The organism is Gemmatimonadaceae bacterium, from assembly GCA_035606695.1.
Taxonomy (GTDB): Bacteria; Gemmatimonadota; Gemmatimonadetes; order Gemmatimonadales; family Gemmatimonadaceae; genus JAQBQB01.
The window spans coordinates 108570-128959 of record DATNEW010000050.1 but is presented as its reverse complement, the minus strand read 5'-3'; the positions used below and the strand labels follow the sequence as shown (position 1 = coordinate 128959).

Sequence of the window (20390 nt, the reverse complement as noted above, 5' to 3'; positions counted from 1 at the left end):
TCGCGACACTCGCGCGCGTGTGCGCGAGGGGATATGTTCGCAGCATCGGGCGTCACGCGGCGGCGAGGGCTTCCGCCGTCCGCCCATCGCCCAACGCCCACCGCCCATCGCCAATGCAGTGCCCTGCCTGCCGCGCGGAAATGCCCGCCGGCATGAAGTTCTGCGGAAACTGTGGCGCCGCCCTGCCGCAGGAGTCGTCCGACTCCTCCGCGGAACGGCGGCAGCTCACCGTCGTGTTCGTCGACCTCGTCGGATCGACCGCGCTCTCGGAGTCGCTCGACCCCGAAGAATTGCGTGACCTGTACACTAATTATCAGTCGGAGTGCGCCCGGATCATTCGGCGCTACGACGGCCATGTCGCGCAGTACCTGGGCGACGGGATCCTGGCCTACTTTGGCTACCCGATCGCGCGCGAAGACAACGCTGCTCGGGCCGTGCACTCGGGCCTCGAGATTCTCGAGGCGATGTCGAAGGTCGACGTCAACGGGCAGCGGCCGCACGTCCGCGTCGGGATTCACACGGGCCTGGTCGTCGTCGGCGACGTTGGCAGCGGCGAGAAGCGCGAGCAGCTCGCATTGGGCGAGACACCGAACATCGCGGCGCGCATTCAGGGCGAAGCGCAGCCCGACACGGTGTTCGTGAGCGAGCCGACGCGCCGCCTGATCTCCGGCCACTTCAAGGTCGAGGACCTGGGCGAGCGCGCTCTCAAGGGCATCACGAAGCCGATGCGCGTCTTCCGCGTCATCCGCGCGAACGACAGCACCACGCGCTTCGCGGCCGTTTCCGCCGGCGGCATGGCGCCCTTCGTCGGCCGCGAGCACGAGCTCGAGAGCGTTCGCTCGCGGTGGCAGCAGTCGAAAAATGGCGCGGGCCAAACGCTGATTCTGCGCGCCGAAGCCGGCATGGGGAAATCGCGCCTTGCCGGTGCCGCGAAAGAGTTTGCCGCGACGGGTCCGCACGAGCTGTTCGAGGCGCAGTGTTCGCCGTATCACGCCGGCAGTGCGCTGTATCCAATCGTCGACATGCTTGCGCGCCGGCTGCTGTTCGAGAGCGCGGGCTCGCCCGAGGCGAAGCTTGCGGCGCTCGACGCGTTCCTGGCCGGCCGGCGCATCAATACGGCCGAAGCGATGCCACTCGTTGCTCCGCTGTTCGGGTTGCAGACCGAAGGACGCTACGCGCCGAGTGATCTGCCGGCGGAGAGACACCGCAAACGCACGCTCGACATGCTCGCCGACCTATTGCTGCGCTCGGGATCGGCGGATCCCGTGCTGGTGCTGATCGAGGATCTGCACTGGGCAGATCCGTCGACGATGGAACTGCTCGGCCTCGTGATCTCGCGCCAGGCGATGTCGCGCGCGATGGTGGTCTGCACCACGCGCCCTGAAGGTGTCGTGGCGCGAAGCTCGGCGCCGAACGTCACCGAGATCGTGCTGCAGGCGCTGGCGCGACAGGATACGCAGGCGCTCATCGCGGGCGTCGTCGGACGGAAGCCGCTGCCACAGGCGCTGACGCGCGAGATCGTCGATCGCACGGCGGGTGTCCCGCTCTTCGTCGAAGCGGTCGTGCGCACGATCGTCGAGTCGGGCGTGCTGCGCGAGCTCGAGGATCGCTACGAGCTGATCGGACCGATGCCGGCCGGACTCATTCCGGCCACGGTTCACGATTCTCTCATGGCCCGCATCGACCGACTTCGCGCGGATAAATCGGTCGCGCAGCTCGCGTCGACGATCGGCCGCGAGTTCACTTTCGAGCTTCTCCAGCACGTCTCGGGACGCGACGAAGAGTCGCTGCGCCGCGCGCTCGAGCACATCACGGAGCTCGATCTGATCTCACGGGTGGGGATTCCGCCGCGCGCGACGTACACGTTCAAGCACGCGCTCATGCAGGACGCAGCGTACGAGTCGCTGCTGCGCAAGACCAGACAGGAATACCACGGGCGCATCGCGACCGCGTTGCTCGAGCATTTCCCCGAGACGGCGGAGACGAAGCCGGAATTGCTGGCTCGGCACTTCGAGGGCGCGGGGCACACCTCGGACGCAATCGACTACTGGATGAAGGCGGGTTTCCAGGCGCAGGAGCGTTCGGCGGTCGAGGAGTGCGTGGGCCACCTGCGCAAAGCGATCGCCCTGCTCTCGACGCTCCCGGAAGACGATCCCGATCGTATTCAAAAGGAAATGAACGCGCAGCTCGCGCTCGCGCCGGCACTGATGGCCACGCGCGGCTGGGGCGCGCGCGAAGTCGAGATCGCGTGCAATCGCGCGCGCGACTTGTGCGAGCGCGCGAACAACGGCCAGGGTTTGCTCGCCGCGCTGTGGGGCTTGTGGACGGTGCTCTTCGTTCGCGGCGAGCACGGGCGCGCGCTGGCCGAGGCGAAGACGGTGCTGGACATCGCGCTGGCGACCGACGTGAAGATCTTGCACGTCGCGGCGCGCCACGGCATCGGCTACACGCACTTCTTCCGCGGCGAGTTCGAGGAAGCGCGCTTTCACGCCGAGAAGGCGTTAGAGATCTTTGATCTGGAGCAGGAGAAGGAGCTCGTGCGGGTGTTCCAGATTCCGTCGACCGTCTGCTGTCTGGCATTTCTGACGATGAGCCTGCGGCTGACGGGCCACATCGATCAAGCGGCGAAGCGGCTGCGCGAGCTCGAGGACCTGGTGCAGGCGCTGGCCAATCCCGCGTGCACCAGCGTGGGCCTCGGCATCGCGATGTATTTCTACCTGGACACACGCGACGTTCCGACGGTGGCCGCGAAAGCGGATCAAGGCTATTCGCTGTCAGTGCAGAAGGGATTTGCGTTCTGGGCCGACACCATGCGCGTGTACAGCGGCTGGGCCGAGGCGATGCAGGGCGACGCGTCCGCCGCCGTGCCGCGCATTCGCTCGGCGATCGACGACTTCGTCAACAACGAGTCGGGCATCTACGTGCCGACGATGTACATGATGGTCGCCGACGCGCTGCGCGCCGCCGGCGACCCCGAAGCCGCGTTGGATTCTCTGCGGACCGCGCTCCGTATCGCGGGCGAGCAGGACGAGCTCTACTACACCGCCGAATTCCACCGCAACATTGGTGAGATCGAGCTGGGGCTCGGCAACACGGAGCACGCCGAACGGAGCTTCCGCGCGGCGATCGACATCGCGCGCGGACAGGGCGCCCGATTGCTCGAGTTGCGTGCGGCGCTGCTGCTCGCTCGCATGCTGGCCAACGCCGGCGAGCGCGACGAAGCCCGTGCGTTGCTCGAGCCGCTCGACGCGTGGTTCACCGAAGGCCGCGACAGTCCGGAGCTGCGCGACCTGCGCACGACGCTGGACGCGTTGGTCGCCGGCGACTCCGTCTCCATGCCCGCCTGACGGTGACGGCGACGATGGCGGCCGGCGCACGATGAGTCGGTACGACATCGTCGTCTTCGGAGCGACGGGCTCCGCGGGGCGCGCCATCGCTTCGTATCTCGACCGCGTTGCGGCCGCGAACGGAATTCGTTGGGCGGTCGCGGGAAGGAACGCATCCGCGCTCGACGCGCTCCGTCGCTCGCTGCGCACGAAGCCCGGCGCCATCGTCGCTGATGCGCTCGACGACGCCGCCGTCCGCCGCATGGTCGGCGAGACTCGCGTCCTCCTCGCCGCGCTCGGTCCGTTTGTCCTCTACGGCGAGCCGGCGCTTCGCGCGTGCGCGGAAGCGGGCGTGGACTACGTCGACATCACCGGCGAGACGGCGCACGTCCGCCGAATGATCGACCGCTACCACGCGCGCGCCGAACACTCGGGCGCACGCATCGTCCCGCTCTGCGGCTTCGACTCCGTTCCGTCGGACCTTGGCGCGTTCCTGCTCGCGGAGCACGGTCGGGCACGCGGCGCCGAGTTGCGACAGGTGAAAGGCTATTTCCAGTATGCGGGCGGCTACAACGCCGGCACCGCGGCCTCGACGCGCGAGCTGTGGCGCCGGCCAGCCGATCTTCAGGCTATGAGAGATCCGATATTATTGAATCCTCATGAAACACAAACGGATGCCGAGCGGGCGGGGAACGCCGATCCGGCAGGCCCGATCGCCGATCAGGACCTCGGCCGATGGGTCGCCCCCTTCTTCATGGCGCCGATCAATACGCGCGTGGTTCGCCGCAGCGCCGCGCTGTTTCGCGAGTGGGGGGAACCGTACGGCGCCGGATTCCGGTATCAGGAATACTGGGACACGAATTCGCCGCTCGGATTCGTCGCGGCATCGGCCGCGTCGATGGGAATGGCGGCGTATCAGCTGATGGCCCGTCAGCCGGGCGCGGCCGATTGGATTGCGCCGTTCGCGCGCGGGGCCTTTCCCGACGCCATGCGCCCCGCCAATCCGTATTTCCGCGCGCAGTTCGTCGGCAAGTACGACGATGGCACGAGCACGTGGGCCGAGGTGGCCGATCGGGGCGATCCCGCGACGGACGTCACCGCGAAGATCGTCTCCGAAGCCGCGCTCGCGCTCGCCGATGATGGCGCGGATCGCACGAGCACGCGGCGCGCCGGCATTCTCACACCCGCGACCGCGCTCGGCTTACGCCTGGTCAGTCGGTTGCGGAATGCCGGTGTTGGGATGCGGTGCCCCGCCTGCCGCGTCTGAATCGTGATCGTGTCCCCACGACTGATTTGCCGGCTCGCCCGCATACCAATCTTCGTCCCACGACTGCGGTAGCGGAAACACGCGGTCCGCTTCCGTGCCCGCGGCGGTGCGCGTGACGACGAACTCCGGCTTCTGCGCGTCGCGACTGAGCACGTCGAGCACGACGTTGCGCCAATAGAGATACCGATCGCGCGCGAGAGCGATCGCTTCGCGCAGCAGATCGCCTTCCTTCCACATCAGCAGCACGATCTGCCACCACTTGGCGAGATCGTCGCCCGCCGCGTCGATCATCGCGCTCAGCGGAGCGAAGTGCGCGTTCAATTCGTGCAGGCGCGGCTGTGACGGCACGGACTCCAGGCGAACGAACGCCTTCAGCTTCGCCGCGGCGCCGACGGCGTCGTTTTCCATGGCGACGAGACCGTCCAGCATGCTGCGCGCGGCGTCGTGCGCCTCCGCGATCTTCGGTTGATCGTCCGGCGAGTGCGTCGTCTGGAACTTGTCGATCTGTTTGCCGAGTCGAAACAGGTTCTCCCAACCGGATTCGATCGTCGTGCGAAGATCGACGATCGGCTCGAGCGCTTTGAGCAACGCCAAGCGATCGTCCGCCGGCTCCTTGCCCGGCGCCGACTTGGAGTTGTCGACGATCTGCTGCAGGACCGCGAGCTCCTGATGCGCGAGATACACGCCTTCCATGCCGACCGTATCCTGCTCGAGCTTTTGGCGAAGCTCGGTGCGGCGGCGCAGCCAGCGTGCTTTTCGGTTCCAGTTTCCCCACTCGCCCGAAAGAATCGACTCGATCACGGCTTGCGGATCGATCGCGCGCACCGCGGCGCGTGCTTCGTCGACGGTGAGATTCTGGCCGGCGCCCGAGTACGTGTGTGTGCGCCATTGAATCGCCGCGTCGGCGAGCCGGCGTGGATCAGCGTGATCCTGGAGCCATGTTGCACCGACGCCCACGCCGGGCGTCGTAGACGTTCCGTCGAAATACGACTTCGCCGGCATCGCCGTGCCGGGTTGATCGGGGTCCTGTGGCTCGCGCTTCGGCAAATGCCACTGGTCATCGGCCGCGCGATGCAGCATCAACTCACCTAAGGCTTCCGACATCGATACACGCATCCAGAATGGCCGCACCGGCTGCACCATGTACGTCACGCCGCCCTTGCCGTCGACCGGACGCGCCACGAGTCCGAGCAGCGAGACGAGCGGCTGGGTCGGATATTCATGAATGCGAATGCGGAGCGGAGCTTCGATCTCGCGCAGGTCGAGAATTTCATCGAGTGTACGGTGCACTCGAACGATCGACTGATAGCACGAGCGATCGGCGTCTCGAATGTCGCGGAATTGTTTGAGCGTGTAGATCGAGAAGGGGACGCGATTGCCGAGCAGCTCGAGCGACAACGCGCGGGCCGCGTCGAACGTGGCTCGGCGCTCCTCATTCGCCGGCCGACCCGCGGCGTCTTTGCCCGCCGCGGCGCGTTTGCGCAGCAGCTCGAGCTTGAGCATCGAGCCCCAGCGATCGGCGACGTCGCGCCACTCGACCGGATTCGAGTCCGACGCCGCTTCGCCGACGATGACCTCCAGAATCCCGCGCCGCGAGGCCTTCTGGCCTTCGCCGACCGCGGGCAGAATCTCGGTGCCGACGTGCAGGAGCGTTTCCTGTCCGCCTTCGTGCGGCGAGTTGTCGCCCAGCCACGCACTCTGCTGCCGCGCGAACTTTGCGATCGTGCTCGGAATGCCGAGCACTTCGGATCGCGCGTTCGCCGCGGTGGCCGTATCGAGAAAGGTGAATACCGGAACGAGGCCGACGCCCTCGAGCGACTGTTCGCCCTTGGCGCCGTCGACCTTGACCCACTGCACGGGCACGAGCAGCGCGACTTCGGCGTCCGCCCAATCGCCGATGTTGTCCGTGCCCGAGGTGACGTCGCCGTATGTCGTCGCCGTGAAGTACACGTAGGCGAACCGGCTCGGCGCATCGCCGGCCCAGAGGGAGAAGCGGTATGCCGCCCGGCCTTCCTCCAACGGCGCGTTCAGGTACTCGGCGATGAACCGCGACAGCGTCTCGCGATCGGCGAGCAGCGGGAGTGTTCTAATTGTAGTATTCGAGAATCGGAACGGCCCGGCGACCGCCTTGTTCCCCGCGCCCAGCGTGGTGTTGAACAGCGCGGGCATGGCGATCTTGGTCGACGTGGACGGCGCGACCGGTTTGTCGTGCTCGTCGTGCCACGCGCTGTCGCGGCTCCGCCAGGCGATGTTGTAGCCCGGCAAGTACGTCATGTTCACGTCGTACCAGAACGGCAGCACCGGCTTGATCTCGACGACGTCCACGCCGGCGCCGCGCCACTTGCGATCGACCGCGAGGCCGAGCGTCTCGACGATCGGGAGCGACGGCCATTGATAGAGCTTGACCGTAAACCCCGCCGACGAGTCGCCGAGCAGAATTCGCTCTTCGCCGAGCGCGCCCGCGCGATTGAAGGACGTGTAGTGCATGGGGCCGTTCGTCAGTGCCTGAAACGCGAAGCGGCTGGGATCTTCGGATAACCTGAATTGCTTCAGGTTGAGCGTGTTCGCGACGATGTTGGGGCGCATGGGAAAGCCCATCTGCATCATGCGCGTCATCATGGCGAGGTAATTGTCGCCGCTGGAGCCCGGGTGCATCGGCATGATGCCGAGGCCGGCCATCATCCCGACGGCGTCGCGCCCGTAGCCCGCGATCGCTTCGGCCACGTTGGTCGCCATGCGCCATGGCGTCATCGGGCCGGCGCCGGTCGGCGGCATGCGCAGCATGGACGGCGCGCGTTGGCGCTGAATCTCCAGGAAGACGCGCTGCTCCGGTTTGTCGCCCGCGTACAGCTCGGGGAACACCGGCGTGCTGAGCGACGCTTCGGTGATCGGCGACGTGGGATCTGTCATCCAGTCGCTCACCGTCGGCGTCATCTTCGCCGGCGACTTGGGCCAGCCGTACACCGCGCGGCCGGTGGCCATCGACAGATCGTCGTCGACGTAGATGAACGGGCAGATCGACGCCCAGTCGTGAAAGACCCAGCGGCCGTTCACGTAGCGGTACCACTCCAGCGGCACGCAGAAGAACACTTCGCGCTGGGCGAGCCACCCGACGTTTGCGACGTCGATCGCCATGCGCCCGTAATCGAGCAGCATGAGATAGACGTACGGCATCGGAACGCGAAAGTAGCCGAGCTCGCGCGGAATGATGTTCAGATAGTTGTTACAGAATTGCTGCAACGCATCGAGGCTGGCGCGCAGCGGAAAGACGAGGTTGGTGACGCCGCTAAAGGACAAGGGCGGCTTGATCGAGAGGGAATAGTCGCTTCCCTGCGGCACGCTGAAGCGCGGCAGGTGCAACGAAGAATCGTCTTTCATGCGTTAGTTCCTCTCGATTACCCACGTCGGTAGTGCTTCGATGAACCGCTTGTCGCGCGAGTCCGGCAGGTGATCGTACAGCAGCGAGAATTCGTGATGCGCCGCGCCGGCGAGCCCCTGCGCCACCTGCCGCGCGTAGTCGATGCAGTCGTAGTAGTCCATGCGCGACCGAATCCATCGCACGTCGCCGAGCGAGCGCTCCGGTCGCGGCAGCGACAACACGTGGCGAATGCGGGAGCCTTCGTCGTCGGCGGCCAGCGCCAACAGGCGAATGAGCATGAGCGTGCGCTTGCCTTCCCAGATGTCGCCGCTCAGTTCCTTGCCGTATGCGGTCGCGTCGCCGACGAGGTTGAGCAGGTCATCCTGGATCTGAAACGCGGCGCCGAGGAAGAAGCCGAAGCGAATGCAGGCGTCGGCGTCGAGGTCGCCGTGCGATCCGATCAGCGCGCCGACGCGGCTCGGGTGAATCATGCCGAGCCAGCAGGTCTTCTTGAGCACCATCGCGAGATAGTCCGCTTCGGCGACGTCAGTGACGTTGTCGCGACGCCAGCCCAGCTCCAACGCCTGCCCTTCGGCAGACTCGCGCGCCATGCGCTCGGTCTCTTCGAGAATGCGAAACGCGAGCTGCGGTCCGAGAAGCGCGCGATTGTCGATCAGCGGACGGAGCGCCAACAGCGAGAGCATATCGCCGACGTTGATCGCGAGCGGTACGCCTTCGTTGCGGTGCATCGTCGGGCGGCCGCGACGCTCCTCGCTCTCGTCCTCGATGTCGTCGTGGATGAGCATGGCGTTGTGCATCATCTCGATCGACGCGGCGGTGCGGACCGCGGCGTCGATCGGCGCGCCGAACGCGCGCGCGGTCGCGATGCACAGTGTCGGACGAAACGCTCGGCCGCCGCGCAGCGGATAGTCGGCGGCGAGATCGTACAGGTAGCGCCGGGGCTCGCTGCGAGGCAGATACGTAAAGAGAATGGACCGCGTCGCTTCGCCGTACTCGCGAAGCAGCGACGGAACGAGATCGCGTATCGGAGCCGACGCGGTGGCCACTCGGGCTCTAAACGGGCACGCCGGCCGACCGCGGCGCCTCGACGTCCACGCACAACTCGCCGCGGCGCACGCCGCCCGAGTCGCGAATGGTGCCGTGGTAGTGTCCGGCGGTTTGCGACGCCGGCACGCTCACGTGCACGCTGACGCGGCCCGGTTCGCACGTGATCGTCGGCGCGGCAATGGATGACGCGCCCGGCTCATCAGGATTCTCTAATGCGTCGACGCGCAGCAGCAGCCATTCCGCGCCCGCATCGAGAGTCACGGTGACCTCGGCGGGATTGACCGATGCCGTGCGCACCGCGATCGCGGGTCGAGGCTGGGCCGCGCCCGTCCACATCGCGAACGGATTCGGTGCGCCGGTGGGCATGAAGGCCATCATGCTGTCGGTCCACATGCGCATCATCTGGATCCACGGCGCGAACATCGGGTTCGACGACATGTTGCCCCCGCCCCATGGTCCTCCGCCGCTGTTGAACGGACCGCCGCCGTTGCCCGCGCCGCCGCCGCCCGTCGAATACCCGCCGTGTTGGTGTCCCACGCTGCCTCCCCCAAAGTTCCCGTAATTCACGGGGTTCCCGGAATTCCCGGAATTTCCGTTGCGTCGCTGGCTCGCGGCCGTTCGGCCGCGGCGCATGTACTCATCGACCACCGCGTATGCGGTTTCCACCCCGCGCTCGACTGCACCGCGCGTCGTTGCATCGACCGCGCCGACGACTCCATCGACGACGCGCCGCGCGGCTTCGAGTCCGCGATCGACCGCGCGACCATAGCTGTAGTCGCGCTCGTGCCGCGAATCATTTTTGCTGTCGGTGTCGCTGGTGTTGCTCGTCTCTCTGCCGCTGCGCTTCTCTTCGGGCGTCGCCGGCTGCGCGCTCGATCGCCTGGGACCACCGCGTTCAGGCGGCGTACGCTTCCTTCGCTTGGACGGCACGTGCGCCTCGTGGGCAGCTCGGTTGGAGATGATGACGACTCAAGGATGATCGTATCCGACGATTTCCTCGAGCGGCGGATGCTGCGAGAGTGCGTGTGCCGCCAGCCGCCCCGACATCACGGCCGACTCGATGCAACCCGAGTCGAGTCCGGACGCGGTCCAGTCGCCGGCGATGGTGAGATTGTCGAACGTCAAGTCGAGCGGGGAGATACGATACCTCGAACTCCCCGGCAGGGAAAGGACGTATCGGTCGCTCGGATTTACGTTAGCAGTGAAGTATTGGCTGTCGATCGCCTTGCTTCCCCGCGCAGTCGAACCGGCAAGGAGCGACCAATCGAATCCACCGTTTGCATTGCATGCATTCGGCCAGATCTCGCGGACGTCGCGATCAAGAAAATCGATTGCGTTCTGTCGAACCTTCGCGCGCTGCGCGCGCGCGAACTCCTCCGTGACGCCGTCCGGTGGGATCGCGTCCGGCAGTACACTGCAGAAGTACGCGACCGAACCAACATCCTCGGAAAAGCTCTCTTCCGGTATGAGATGGGACATGTCGGCCCAGGTATCGAACGGCTCGACGAATCCCGACAGGTTGATCGGCGGATGCGGCCAGCCAAGTTGTGCCGCGTCGGCGCGAACCCAGAGTTGGAGTGCCTGCGTCGGCACTGACTTCACGTGACGCACCATGTCGGCCCAGCGCGGACTGCGCGCCAGCAGCTCGCTCGCCACGTACGGAATCGCACCAATGCTCACGCCAAGCACGACGAAGTCGAAGTCGGTGCCGACGCGAAGTGTCTTGCGTCCGACCCGCCGCTCGTCCCAATGCGCCTCGAACATTCGACGCTCGCGCTGCAGCGTCGCACCATTCGCGAGCTGCGCGTAATCCGGCTCGGCGGGCCACGATGGCACGCCGTGAACGTCGACCAGCGGCTGATACTCGCCGCCCGATTTGATTTTCGCCTGCACGTCGAGCTCGAGCGCGTCCACATAGGGGAGGCCGGGTGCGTTCGTGGGCGAGAGACAGACATTTCGAAGGCGATGAAAGAACTCGAATCGCACGCCGCGGCGCTTGAGCACTTCGTAAAGCGGCGAAAAGACGACGTCGCCCATGCCGGCGCTCATCCGCCAGAAGAGGGCGCCGCGGTAGGTGAAGAACATGCGCATCGCGCCGCGGAGAGCGACGCCGGCGGCCAGGCTCGGGCGATTGACGTCGCCGTCCTCGAAGGCGAAAGCCAGATCGTAGATGCCGCGCATGAAACCGGAGTCGACCGAGCGTTGTGAGGCGCCGTGCATCATCAGCCACTCGCGCCAATCGTAGTCATTCAACGCATCGAAGCCGCGCGGATCGAACGCCAGCCCATGCACGGTCGAGCCGCGCAGAATCGCCAGAATGATGTCGGCGACTTGCCACACGCGGAGCAGCGCCGGATCGCGATCGACGAGCGCCTCGAGCTGCCGGCGCGCGACGGCCGCGATCGATTCGATGAGCCGGGTTTGCGTGTCGATCGCCGCGCAGACCGGCTCGGGCGCCATGGTATCCAGCAGCACGAGCAGCGTCTCCACCGCCTCGACGATGCCGCCGAGTGCCGCGAGCTGGCCGAATCCCGAGAGCGAGGGTGTCGTGCCTTTCGGCTGTGCGGATCGAAGCAGCGCCGCGAGCAGCGACGCCGATTGACGCAAGTAATTCGCGATCGTGAACGGGCTGCCGCTCTCGATCGGATCGCCGGGCAGACCGCGTCCGCAGGGAAATTGCGCGAGCCACGCGTCCCAGGTGCCATCGCGCGTGCGATCGACGACCGCGACGTCGTGCGCGGGTGTGAACGCCTCGCGCCAGTCATTCAGTCGACGCTCGACACCGTCCGCCGCCCGCTCGGCATAGCACTCGCGCATCAAACGGAATGCGTTCTCGTAGAAGCCCATCCACAAATGGAGGCCGTGCTCTTCGATGCGGTCGTGCTTGCCGCGCCCCGACGCGCCTTTGCCGCCAAGTCGCCAGCCCATCTGATACACCGTGACCTCGAACTGGCCGGCGAGCTCGGGACGCGTGAGCTCGAAGGCAGTCGTTAGCGCGGCACAGCCGCCGCCGATGATCGCGACTCGACTCGGCCGATCGGCTTCGGGTGGTGTTCGTTGTCGATGAGAACGACGGGAGGGCATGCGGCGAGCAATGTGCGGCAACCGGGGCGACTTCGTAAGGTCGTAGAACAACAGCAACGGCGCACGCGGACTAACGCGGGCACGGCACGGACTTCCGCGGACGAAAACCACAACATCCGCAATCCGATTCAGAATCGGTGACCCCGGGCCTGATTTGCTTTTTTTCGCTTGTCGTCCCGGTCTTGCGGGGTTGTGGGATCGTTCGCGTGAGCCCGCGAAGTGTCAGGGTTAGTCCGCGCGCGCCCGCTGTTGCCTTGTCGCGTTTGTTCGAATCGCGATCAACTGTTCGCGCAGCATCGCAGCCGACGTTGCCGGTTCATCACACGCATAGTTTTGGCAAACGTACGCTGTCGAAGCTCCATCGCGCGCAGGACGGTCTCGCAGAAGTGCCACATCGCTCGTGCCGGGGCGCCCGCCCGCGACGACCAGCGCCGGGACGTATTCATCGCCGGCGGTGCGCATCATCGCGCGAAAATCGTCCGAGCTCGGGTCGCCGACGAGCGCCAATTCCACCGCACCGTTCACCACCATGTCGGCGCAGCCGAGCATATGGCCGAACGCGGTGGGGTAGCGTGCGATCGCCGGCGCGATTGACTCGAGCACATGAGTCGCGCGGCGGCGCGCATCCGCATCGTCGAACAGCTCCGCGATTCGCAGCAGCAGTTCCACGGCGAGCGACGTACCCGACGGCGTCGCGTTGTCGGTGATCTCGCGCGGCCGAGTGATGAGCGCTTCGTGATCGGAGGCCGTGTCGTAAAATGCGCCGGCCTCATCGTCCCAGAACCAGCGCACGACGCTCGATGCCAGCTCGCGGGCGCGCTCCAACCATCGGCTGTCGAAGGTGATCTCGTACACCGCGATCGCCGCGAGACCGAGCGCGGCGTGATCCTCGAGAAATCCGGTGATGCGCGCCCGCCCATCCTTGAACGAACGCAGCACGCGTCCGTTTTCAACGAGCCGCTCGAACAGAAACTCGGCGCTTTCGATGGCGACGCGCCGATAGTCCTCGCTATCGAACGCACGCGCCGCCTCGGCGATGCCGCACACCATCAGCCCGTTCCACGACGCGAGCACCTTGTCATCGCGGCCTGGCCACACACGCGCCTTTCGAACGTCGTACAACCGTCGCTTCCCGCGTTCGACGAGCTCGCGAAGCTCGGGCTCCGAAAGCTTGAATCGCGCGGCGATGGTCCTGGCGTCGCTTTCAACCGCCAGAATGTTTCGGCCTTCAAAGTTTCCAGTTTCCGAAACGCCCCAGTATGCGCGCAGCACCGGGGCATCGGCGCCGAGCGCGGCATCGAGCTCCGCGGCGCTCCAGATGTAGAATCTTCCTTCGTGCCCTTCGCTGTCGGCATCGTACGAGGAATAAAAGCCGCCGTCCGGAGCACGCATCTCGCGAATCGCCCAGTCGATGGTTTCCTCGGTGACGCGCCGAACTTCGTCGTCGCGTGTCGCCTGCCAGAGGTGGCTGCCAAGTCGCACGAGGAGCGCGTTGTCGTAGAGCATCTTCTCGAAGTGCGGCACGAGCCACACCGCATCGACCGAGTAGCGCGCGAAACCGCCGCCGATCTGATCGTAGATGCCGCCGCGCGCCATCTTGAGAAACGAGTTGGAAACCATCGCCAGCGCGTTCTCCACGCCACGTCGTGCCCAGTACCGCAGCAGAAAATCGAGCGACATTGTCTGCGGAAATTTTGGTGCGTCGGAGAAGCCGCCGTTCCGTTCGTCGTAGTGGCCACTCAGCGCGCGATAAGCAGCGTCGAGAAGCTCGCTCGTGAGCGGGCCGCTGCTGCGCGTTTGGCTAGACGTCTGCTCGTACATTTCGCGGACGGCCGCCGCGGTGCGCTGCACTTCGCCCGGCTTGGCGCGATACGCATCGGACACCGCCGTCAGGATGCGCGTGAACGACGGCATGCCGTGCCGGTCGTCCGTCGGGAAATACGTTCCGCTGTAAAACGGCACGCCGTCGGGCGTGAGGAACATGGTCATCGGCCAGCCGCCGTGGCCGGTCATCGCCTGCACGGCCTGCATGTAGATGGCGTCGATGTCCGGCCGCTCTTCGCGGTCGACCTTGATGTTGATGAAACGCTCATTCATGAGCGCGGCCGTCGCGTCGTCCTCGAACGACTCGTGCGCCATCACGTGACACCAATGGCACGCCGCGTAGCCGATGCTCAGCAGGATCGGCTTGTCTTCGTGCTTCGCACGCTCGAGTGCCTCAGGGCCCCACGGATGCCAGTCCACCGGATTGTCCGCGTGCTGCAGGAGGTACGGGCTGGTTTCGCTCGCGAGTCGATTCGGCATTGAACGGCGTGTAAGCTTGTGAGAAACCAGCGCAGTCGTCAGTTTGTCGGCACTCGCCGGCGCTTCGACAGAAGGGCCGAAGAAGGGCCGAGCAGGGTGGTTCCACGCTCAAATCATACTGCATTGCCTAGTCCCAAGCGTCATGACGGTCAGCAGCATGCCCAGCATGTCCAGCATGCGCCGCATCACGATCACCCGCGCCGCTTCGCGCTGCGGACGTCGCTCGTCGTCGCGATCCTGATCACGTTGCTCACGTTCATCACGGTCGCGTTCGCCGTCGATCCGGTGCGCGACGCCGCGACGCTGCAGCCCATCGGCGAGGCGAGCCTCAGCCGGCCCACGTCGTATCTCGCGATCGAGCCGGTGTCGAGCGTTCTCGATACGGTCACGCTCCTCACCGTGGCGCAGCACATCGCGCTGGTGATCTGGGTGATCGTCCTGTTCGCGATCGCGCGAATCGTTCTCGCGCGCTCGCGGAGCACCACGGCCCGCCGCGAAGTATGGGCCTCGCTCGCGCTCCTCGGCGCGATCTTCCTGACATATGCGGCCGCCGCGATGCTGCCGCGTCCGATGGCGCAGCTCGAGACGTCGGACCCCGGCGTGTTGGTCGCCGATTTCCACGCGCACACGAAGTACTCGCACGACGGGCGCAGCGGCTGGAGCGAGGATGACGTGCGGGAGTGGCATCGTGCCGCGGGGTTCGATCTCGCGCTCATCACCGATCACGCCACGTTCGAGGGGGCCGAGCGCGGCGTGGCGTCGAACCCGCCCCAGGCGGGGCAGGGCACGCTGATTTTGCAGGGGCTCGAGGCGTTCTATCGCGGCGAGCATGTGAACATTCTAAATGCCGGGCGGCGCTACAAGGGAATTACGACGCCGGACCTCAAGGATGTCGATGAGCAATCGCTCATGATCGCGAGTCTGCTCGTGCAGACCGCGCCCGTGCTCATCGAAACGATGCCCGGGAACCTCTCGAAGGTCGTGGCGGCGGCGCCCGGACAGGCGGGGATGAGCGCGATCGAGATCGTCGACGGTTCGCCACGTGGACTGTCGCAGACGCGGCGTGACCGGCAGCGCATCATACATCTCGCCGACAGCCTCAACCTGGCGCTCGTGACGGGTTCCGACAATCACGGCTGGGGGCGCACGGCGCCCGGCTGGACATTGCTCGCGATTCCCGGATGGCGCGGCATGACCGCCGATTCGATTTCGCGGATCGTCGAAGACATTCTGCGCGTCGGACGACGCGACGGAACGAAGACCGCCGAGCGTGTCGTGGCGGGCGGGACCACGGCGACCGGGTTGGTCTTCGCGCTGCCCGCGATCGCATGGCGGATGTTCACGACGCTCTCGGCCGATGAGCGCGTTGCCTGGATGATCTGGACGTGGGGGTTGGTGTTGATCGGCCGAGCGGTGCGTCGGTATCGCGTGCGCCCGTCTATCGCGACGTGACGGCGTGACGGCGTGACCTCTCACCGCACGAACGCCGTCGCGATCGTCAGCATCGCGGCCGTCGTTCGGTTGATCTTCGCCGCGATCATTCCCGTCTTTCCCGACGAGACGTATTACTGGGAGTGGTCGCGCCATCTCGCGCCGGGGTACTTCGACCATCCCTTCGGGATTGCAGTCCTCATCCGGCTCGGGACACTCGCGCTCGCGCCCTTTCGCGCCGCGGTGACGCCGCTCGGAATTCGGCTGGGCGTGATCATCGCCGGCTGGATTGCCGCTATGGCAACCATTGCCATCGCGCGCCGCCTCGCGGGCGACGGGGCCGCGACGCGTGCCGCCATCGTGATCACCGCGATGCCGCTTGCCGCCGCGGGACTCATCCTCGCCACGCCCGACGTGCCCGTGCTGATGATGACCGCGGTCGGCTTGTATTGCGTCGTGCGCGCACTCGAGCATCCGCCGCGAAGCGCCGATTCGTTCCGATGGTGGATTGCCACGGGCGTCTCGCTCGGGCTCGCATTCTCGTCCAAGTACACGTCGATCTTTCTGCCCGCCGGCGTCGTCGTCGCAATCCTCATACGCCCGTCGCTGCGCGCTCGGCTGCGAGAGCCGGGGCCGTACCTCGCGTGCATCATCGCGACGATCGTCCTTCTGCCGGTACTCCTTTGGAATCGAGAGCACGGCTGGATTTCGTTCGTGTTTCAGCTCAGGCACGGTCTCGCCGCACCGCAAGGTTCGGCGCTTCTCGCGGCGTGGAAGCACGAGGGAGACTTCTGGGGCGGTCAAGCCGGACTCGCGTCGCCCATTTTGTTCGTGATGATGGGTATCGCGGTTTATCGGTCATTGACGAATGGTGTCATTCTGAGCGCGAAGCGCGAAGGACCCCTGCCCTCGGCGCACAGGGATCCTTCGCTCGCTGCGCTCGTTCAGGATGACATAGAATTCATGCTTGCCGCCGTGACACTGGTCTCCTTCGGCTTTTTCATCTACAGCGCCCTACGCCAACGCGTCGAGCCAAACTGGCCCGCCCCGGCATACATCCCGGCGATCGTGTTGATCGCCGTTACGCCATGGAATGTCGCCGCGAGCAAATGGCTTCGCGCTGGAGTCATCTTCGCCGCGGTGATGTCGGCGATCATCTACGTTCAGGCGCTTGCGCCCGTGCTGCCGATTCCCGCGCGCAAGGATCCGATCGGCCGAGCGTTCGGATGGCGCGAGCTGACGCGGAGCGCGGACAGCACCGCGGACGCAGTCCGCCGCGAAACGAATGCCACCACATGGCTCGGCGGCGATCGATATCAGGAAGCATCCGAGCTTGCGTTCCACGACCCCGTTCATCCCACGACGTTCGCGACGAATCTCACCGGCCGGGTGAATCAGTACGTGCTCTGGCCCGGCTTTGCCGATGTCGCGCAAACCGGCGACAACCTGGTGCTCGCGCTCGACGAGTCGAACGGTCCGCACGACGTGGTCAGGGCGTTGGCGCCGTACTTCACGTCCACGCGGCGCGGCGAGCTCGTCTCGCTTCGTCGCGGCGCCGGCGAAATCACGACGCGTCGCTTGTGGGTGCTAGTCGCCTGGCGCGGAGGCTGGCCGGTCGCGGCCCGTTAGCGCGCGGTCGATCGGCTCCAGCCCGGCACGCTGTCCGGCTCGAACGCCTTCCAGCAGCTTGAGCAGCTGCCGCTGTTCGGTGTCGCTCAGATTTCCGACGGCCACTTCGTCGGCCTTTCGCATTTCTTCATCGAGCGTGTCGAGCACTTCCAAGCCGCGCGACGTGATGAAGCAAAACACCTGACGCCGGTCGGGCGACGTCCGCTCGCGTCGAGCGAGGCCCGCGGTCTCGAGCTTGTCCAAGAGCCGCGTGATACCCGGCGCCGCGTGAATCATGCGATCGCGAATGACGAGCGTCGGCAGCCCTTCTTCGCCGGCGCCGCGAAGAATGCGCAGCACGTTGTACTGCTGCACGGTCACACCGGTCCGAGCGACGACCTGCGCGAAATGGCGCTCGATCAGCGCCGCCGTTCGCAAAATGCTCACGGCAACTTCTGCCTTGACCGAGTGAAACGGACGACGTTGGGCGATTTCCGTTCGGATGTCGCCGTCGTTCTGCGCCATTGGATCCCCTGGCCTTCCCGGCTCTGCTGCTGCTGTCGAATGCACGCTTAGGGGATGATAGGCGTTTGTCGCGCCAAGCGCGAGCGGTCAATGATCGATTCACTGCCCAATATTGTATCCATCGCCCGCCATCACCGTTCGCCGAGTGGTTCCGACGGTTCACCGAATAGTTGAAGACGGGTGCCCAGGTGCCGACGTAGGGTCCGGGCATGAGAAAGCTTTCACGATTCATCGGCTTGGCCCTGCTCTTCGCGGCGGCCCGCACGGTCCTGACGGCGCAAACGCTGCCGGCGCCAGCGCACGTGCTGCGCGGCACGGTCAGTTCGCGCACCGGCGCACCTGTGACCGGCGCGAGTGTCTTTCTGCTCGAATCCCTTGACGCCACAACGACCGACGAGGCGGGCCGGTTCACGCTGCGAACGTCAGCGAGCGGGCAGGTGACGATCGTCGTCCGGCACATCGGCTTCGCGCCGGTGTCGATCGTCGTACCCGTCGACACGAGCGCCGATCTCGCTATCACGCTCCTGGCACAAGCGGCCACACTCGCCCCCATTCGCGTTCAGGCCGGCGCCTACACGGCGGGCAACGAACGCGGCGTCACGCTGAGCGCGCTCGAGGTGGTCACGACGCCCGGTGCGACAGGCGACATCGCGCGCGCGATTCAGACCCTTCCCGGCGTGCAAGGCGTCGACGAAGGAACCGGCCTATTCGTGCGCGGCGGCGACGTGAGCGAGACCAAGGTCCTGTTGAACAACACCGTGATGTTGTCGCCGTACAACTACGAGACGCCGACCGGCAATTACACGGTCACCGTCAATCCCTTTTTGCTGGACGGCATCTTTTTCAGCTCCGGCGGTTTCGGTGCGCGGTACGGCAACATCCTGTCCGGCGTCGTTGATCTGCGCACCGCCGGCCGTCCGGTCCAGAGCTCAGAGACCGCCGCGATCGGCTTAGCCAGCGTGTCCACCGGCGCCGACCTGTCCCTTTCGCCAACTCTAGGTGTACACGCGACCGCGACGCGCAACGATACGCACCTGCTGTTCAAGGTGAATGGCGCGACGCGCGGTTATGATCCCGCGCCGAACGGCACCGACGTCAGCGGGAGCGTCGTCTACAACTATCGTCCGACCGCCGAAATCAAAACCTTCGCTATCGATCGCCACTCGGCGCTGGGCATCGGCGTCGATGATCCGTCGTACAGCGGAGGCTATGCGGCGGACATTCACAGCTCGATGGTGCAGGCCGGCTGGAAGGATCTGTTCGGCTCCGTCGCGCCGACGATCAGCATGTCGTACTCCACCGTGCATCGCGGCGAAGAGTTCGGCGTGTTCGACCTGGGAGACGTCGAGCGCTGGTCGCAGATCTTCGGTCAGGTTGCGTGGACGGCCGCCGAGCGGTTGACGCTGCGAACGGGCGGAGATGCCGATTGGCGCGATGCGCGGTTCATCGGATCGATTCCCGTGTCGGTCGCCGACGGTGCACCGGGTGCGCCGATCGTGACGTTCGATTCGCGCGCCGCGGGCGATCGCACCGGTGAGTTCACCGAAGCGGACGTGCGCGCGCTCGACGATCTGCGCTTGATCGCCGGCCTGCGCTCGGACTACTCGAGCTTCACGCGCCGCCGCACGATCGATCCACGCTTCTCGGTGGCGTATCAGCGCGGCGACGCGACGTTCACCGCGGCGGTTGGCGAGTACCACCAGGTGTCTGACCCGCTGTACTTCGCGTCAGGCATCGGAACGCCGGGCTTGGGCCCGATGTCCGCGCGCCAATTCGTGCTCGGGATGCAGCTGGGCGAAGACAAGCAGCTGGCGCGCGTCGAGCTCTATCACAAGTCGTACGACGATCTCGTTGGCTTGACGCACGACAAGCTCGTCGTGGGCGGCGGCACCGGTGAAACAAACGGTGCGGACGTCTTCCTACGCCGCCAGCTATGGCCGTTCTTCTCGGCGCGCGCGACATACAGCTTTCTGCACGCGCGCCGCACGGATCCCAGCACCGCCGTGCTCACGCGGTCGCCGTTCGACATCACTCATTCAATGACGCTCGTTGGCGAGCAGGCGTTGCCGGCGGGTTGGAGCGTGAGCGGCGCCTGGCGATACGCCACCGGAAAGCCGTTTACGCCGGTGGCGGGCGCGACATTCGACCCTTCACGGCATGTCTGGGAGCCGGCATACGGCCCGGCCAATTCGCAGCGCATGCCCGCCGAGGAAAAGCTCGATCTCGCGGTGTCGCGCTACCTCCGTCTCGGTTCGCACAACGCGCTCGTCTACTACTTCTCGGTCGACAACGTCCTCGATCGCACGAATCTGTACGAATACGCCTACACCGCCGACTACAGCCGCCGTATTCCGGTGCGCAGTCTGTTCAATCGCTCGTTCTATCTGGGTGCGTCACTCACACATCTTGGAGGTTGATC

Annotated in this window: 11 protein-coding genes; 5 read left to right on the top strand and 6 right to left on the bottom strand. The window is 65.9% G+C overall.

From position 1 onward, the window contains the following. Positions 1-113: 113 nt before the first annotated feature. Both VN706_25330 and VN706_25325 read left to right on the top strand, forming a co-directional pair. Entirely contained in the window at positions 114-3347 is a 3234-nt protein-coding gene (locus VN706_25330; GenBank protein ID HXT18974.1) for an adenylate/guanylate cyclase domain-containing protein, read from the top strand. A gap of 31 nt (positions 3348-3378) precedes the next feature. Beyond that, the gene (locus tag VN706_25325) at positions 3379-4593 is read left to right on the top strand and encodes a saccharopine dehydrogenase NADP-binding domain-containing protein (protein HXT18973.1); all 1215 of its coding nucleotides are present in this window, start codon (positions 3379-3381) and stop codon (positions 4591-4593) included. Here VN706_25325 and VN706_25320 read toward each other — a convergent pair. The 5 genes from VN706_25320 to VN706_25300 form a co-directional block, all read right to left on the bottom strand. Further along, a complete protein-coding gene (locus tag VN706_25320; GenBank protein HXT18972.1) occupies positions 4528-7971 on the bottom strand; it encodes a hypothetical protein in 3444 nt (1147 codons plus the stop codon). The two genes, VN706_25325 and VN706_25320, sit on opposite strands and share 66 nt — an antisense overlap. A gap of 3 nt (positions 7972-7974) precedes the next feature. After that, positions 7975-9018, bottom strand: a complete 1044-nt coding sequence (locus VN706_25315) for a polyprenyl synthetase family protein (GenBank protein ID HXT18971.1) — start codon at positions 9016-9018, stop codon at positions 7975-7977. Positions 9019-9025: 7 nt separating this feature from the next. Further along, positions 9026-9949, bottom strand: a complete 924-nt coding sequence (locus VN706_25310) for a hypothetical protein (protein ID HXT18970.1) — start codon at positions 9947-9949, stop codon at positions 9026-9028. Between the two features lie 39 nt (positions 9950-9988). Continuing rightward, positions 9989-12103 carry an FAD-dependent oxidoreductase gene (locus tag VN706_25305; protein HXT18969.1) on the bottom strand — a complete coding sequence of 705 codons (2115 nt, stop codon included), beginning with the start codon at positions 12101-12103 and terminating at the stop codon, positions 9989-9991. 228 nt (positions 12104-12331) lie between these two features. Continuing rightward, entirely contained in the window at positions 12332-14407 is a 2076-nt protein-coding gene (locus VN706_25300; protein ID HXT18968.1) for a thioredoxin domain-containing protein, read from the bottom strand. Between the two features lie 123 nt (positions 14408-14530). On the opposite strand from VN706_25300, the gene VN706_25295 reads away from it, so the two are divergent. Next, the gene (locus VN706_25295) at positions 14531-15859 is read left to right on the top strand and encodes a hypothetical protein (protein HXT18967.1); all 1329 of its coding nucleotides are present in this window, start codon (positions 14531-14533) and stop codon (positions 15857-15859) included. Between the two features lie 12 nt (positions 15860-15871). Then, positions 15872-17467 carry a glycosyltransferase family 39 protein gene (locus VN706_25290; protein ID HXT18966.1) on the top strand — a complete coding sequence of 532 codons (1596 nt, stop codon included), beginning with the start codon at positions 15872-15874 and terminating at the stop codon, positions 17465-17467. On the opposite strand, the gene VN706_25285 is transcribed toward VN706_25290, so the two are convergent. Beyond that, positions 17426-17893: a MarR family transcriptional regulator gene (locus tag VN706_25285; protein ID HXT18965.1), complete on the bottom strand. Its 468-nt coding sequence runs from the start codon at positions 17891-17893 to the stop codon at positions 17426-17428. The genes VN706_25290 and VN706_25285 overlap by 42 nt on opposite strands. A gap of 287 nt (positions 17894-18180) precedes the next feature. Between VN706_25285 and VN706_25280 the strand changes: the two genes are divergently transcribed. Next, positions 18181-20388 (top strand): TonB-dependent receptor, encoded by a 2208-nt coding sequence (locus VN706_25280; GenBank protein ID HXT18964.1) that lies wholly within the window; start codon positions 18181-18183, stop codon positions 20386-20388. Positions 20389-20390: the final 2 nt, after the last annotated feature.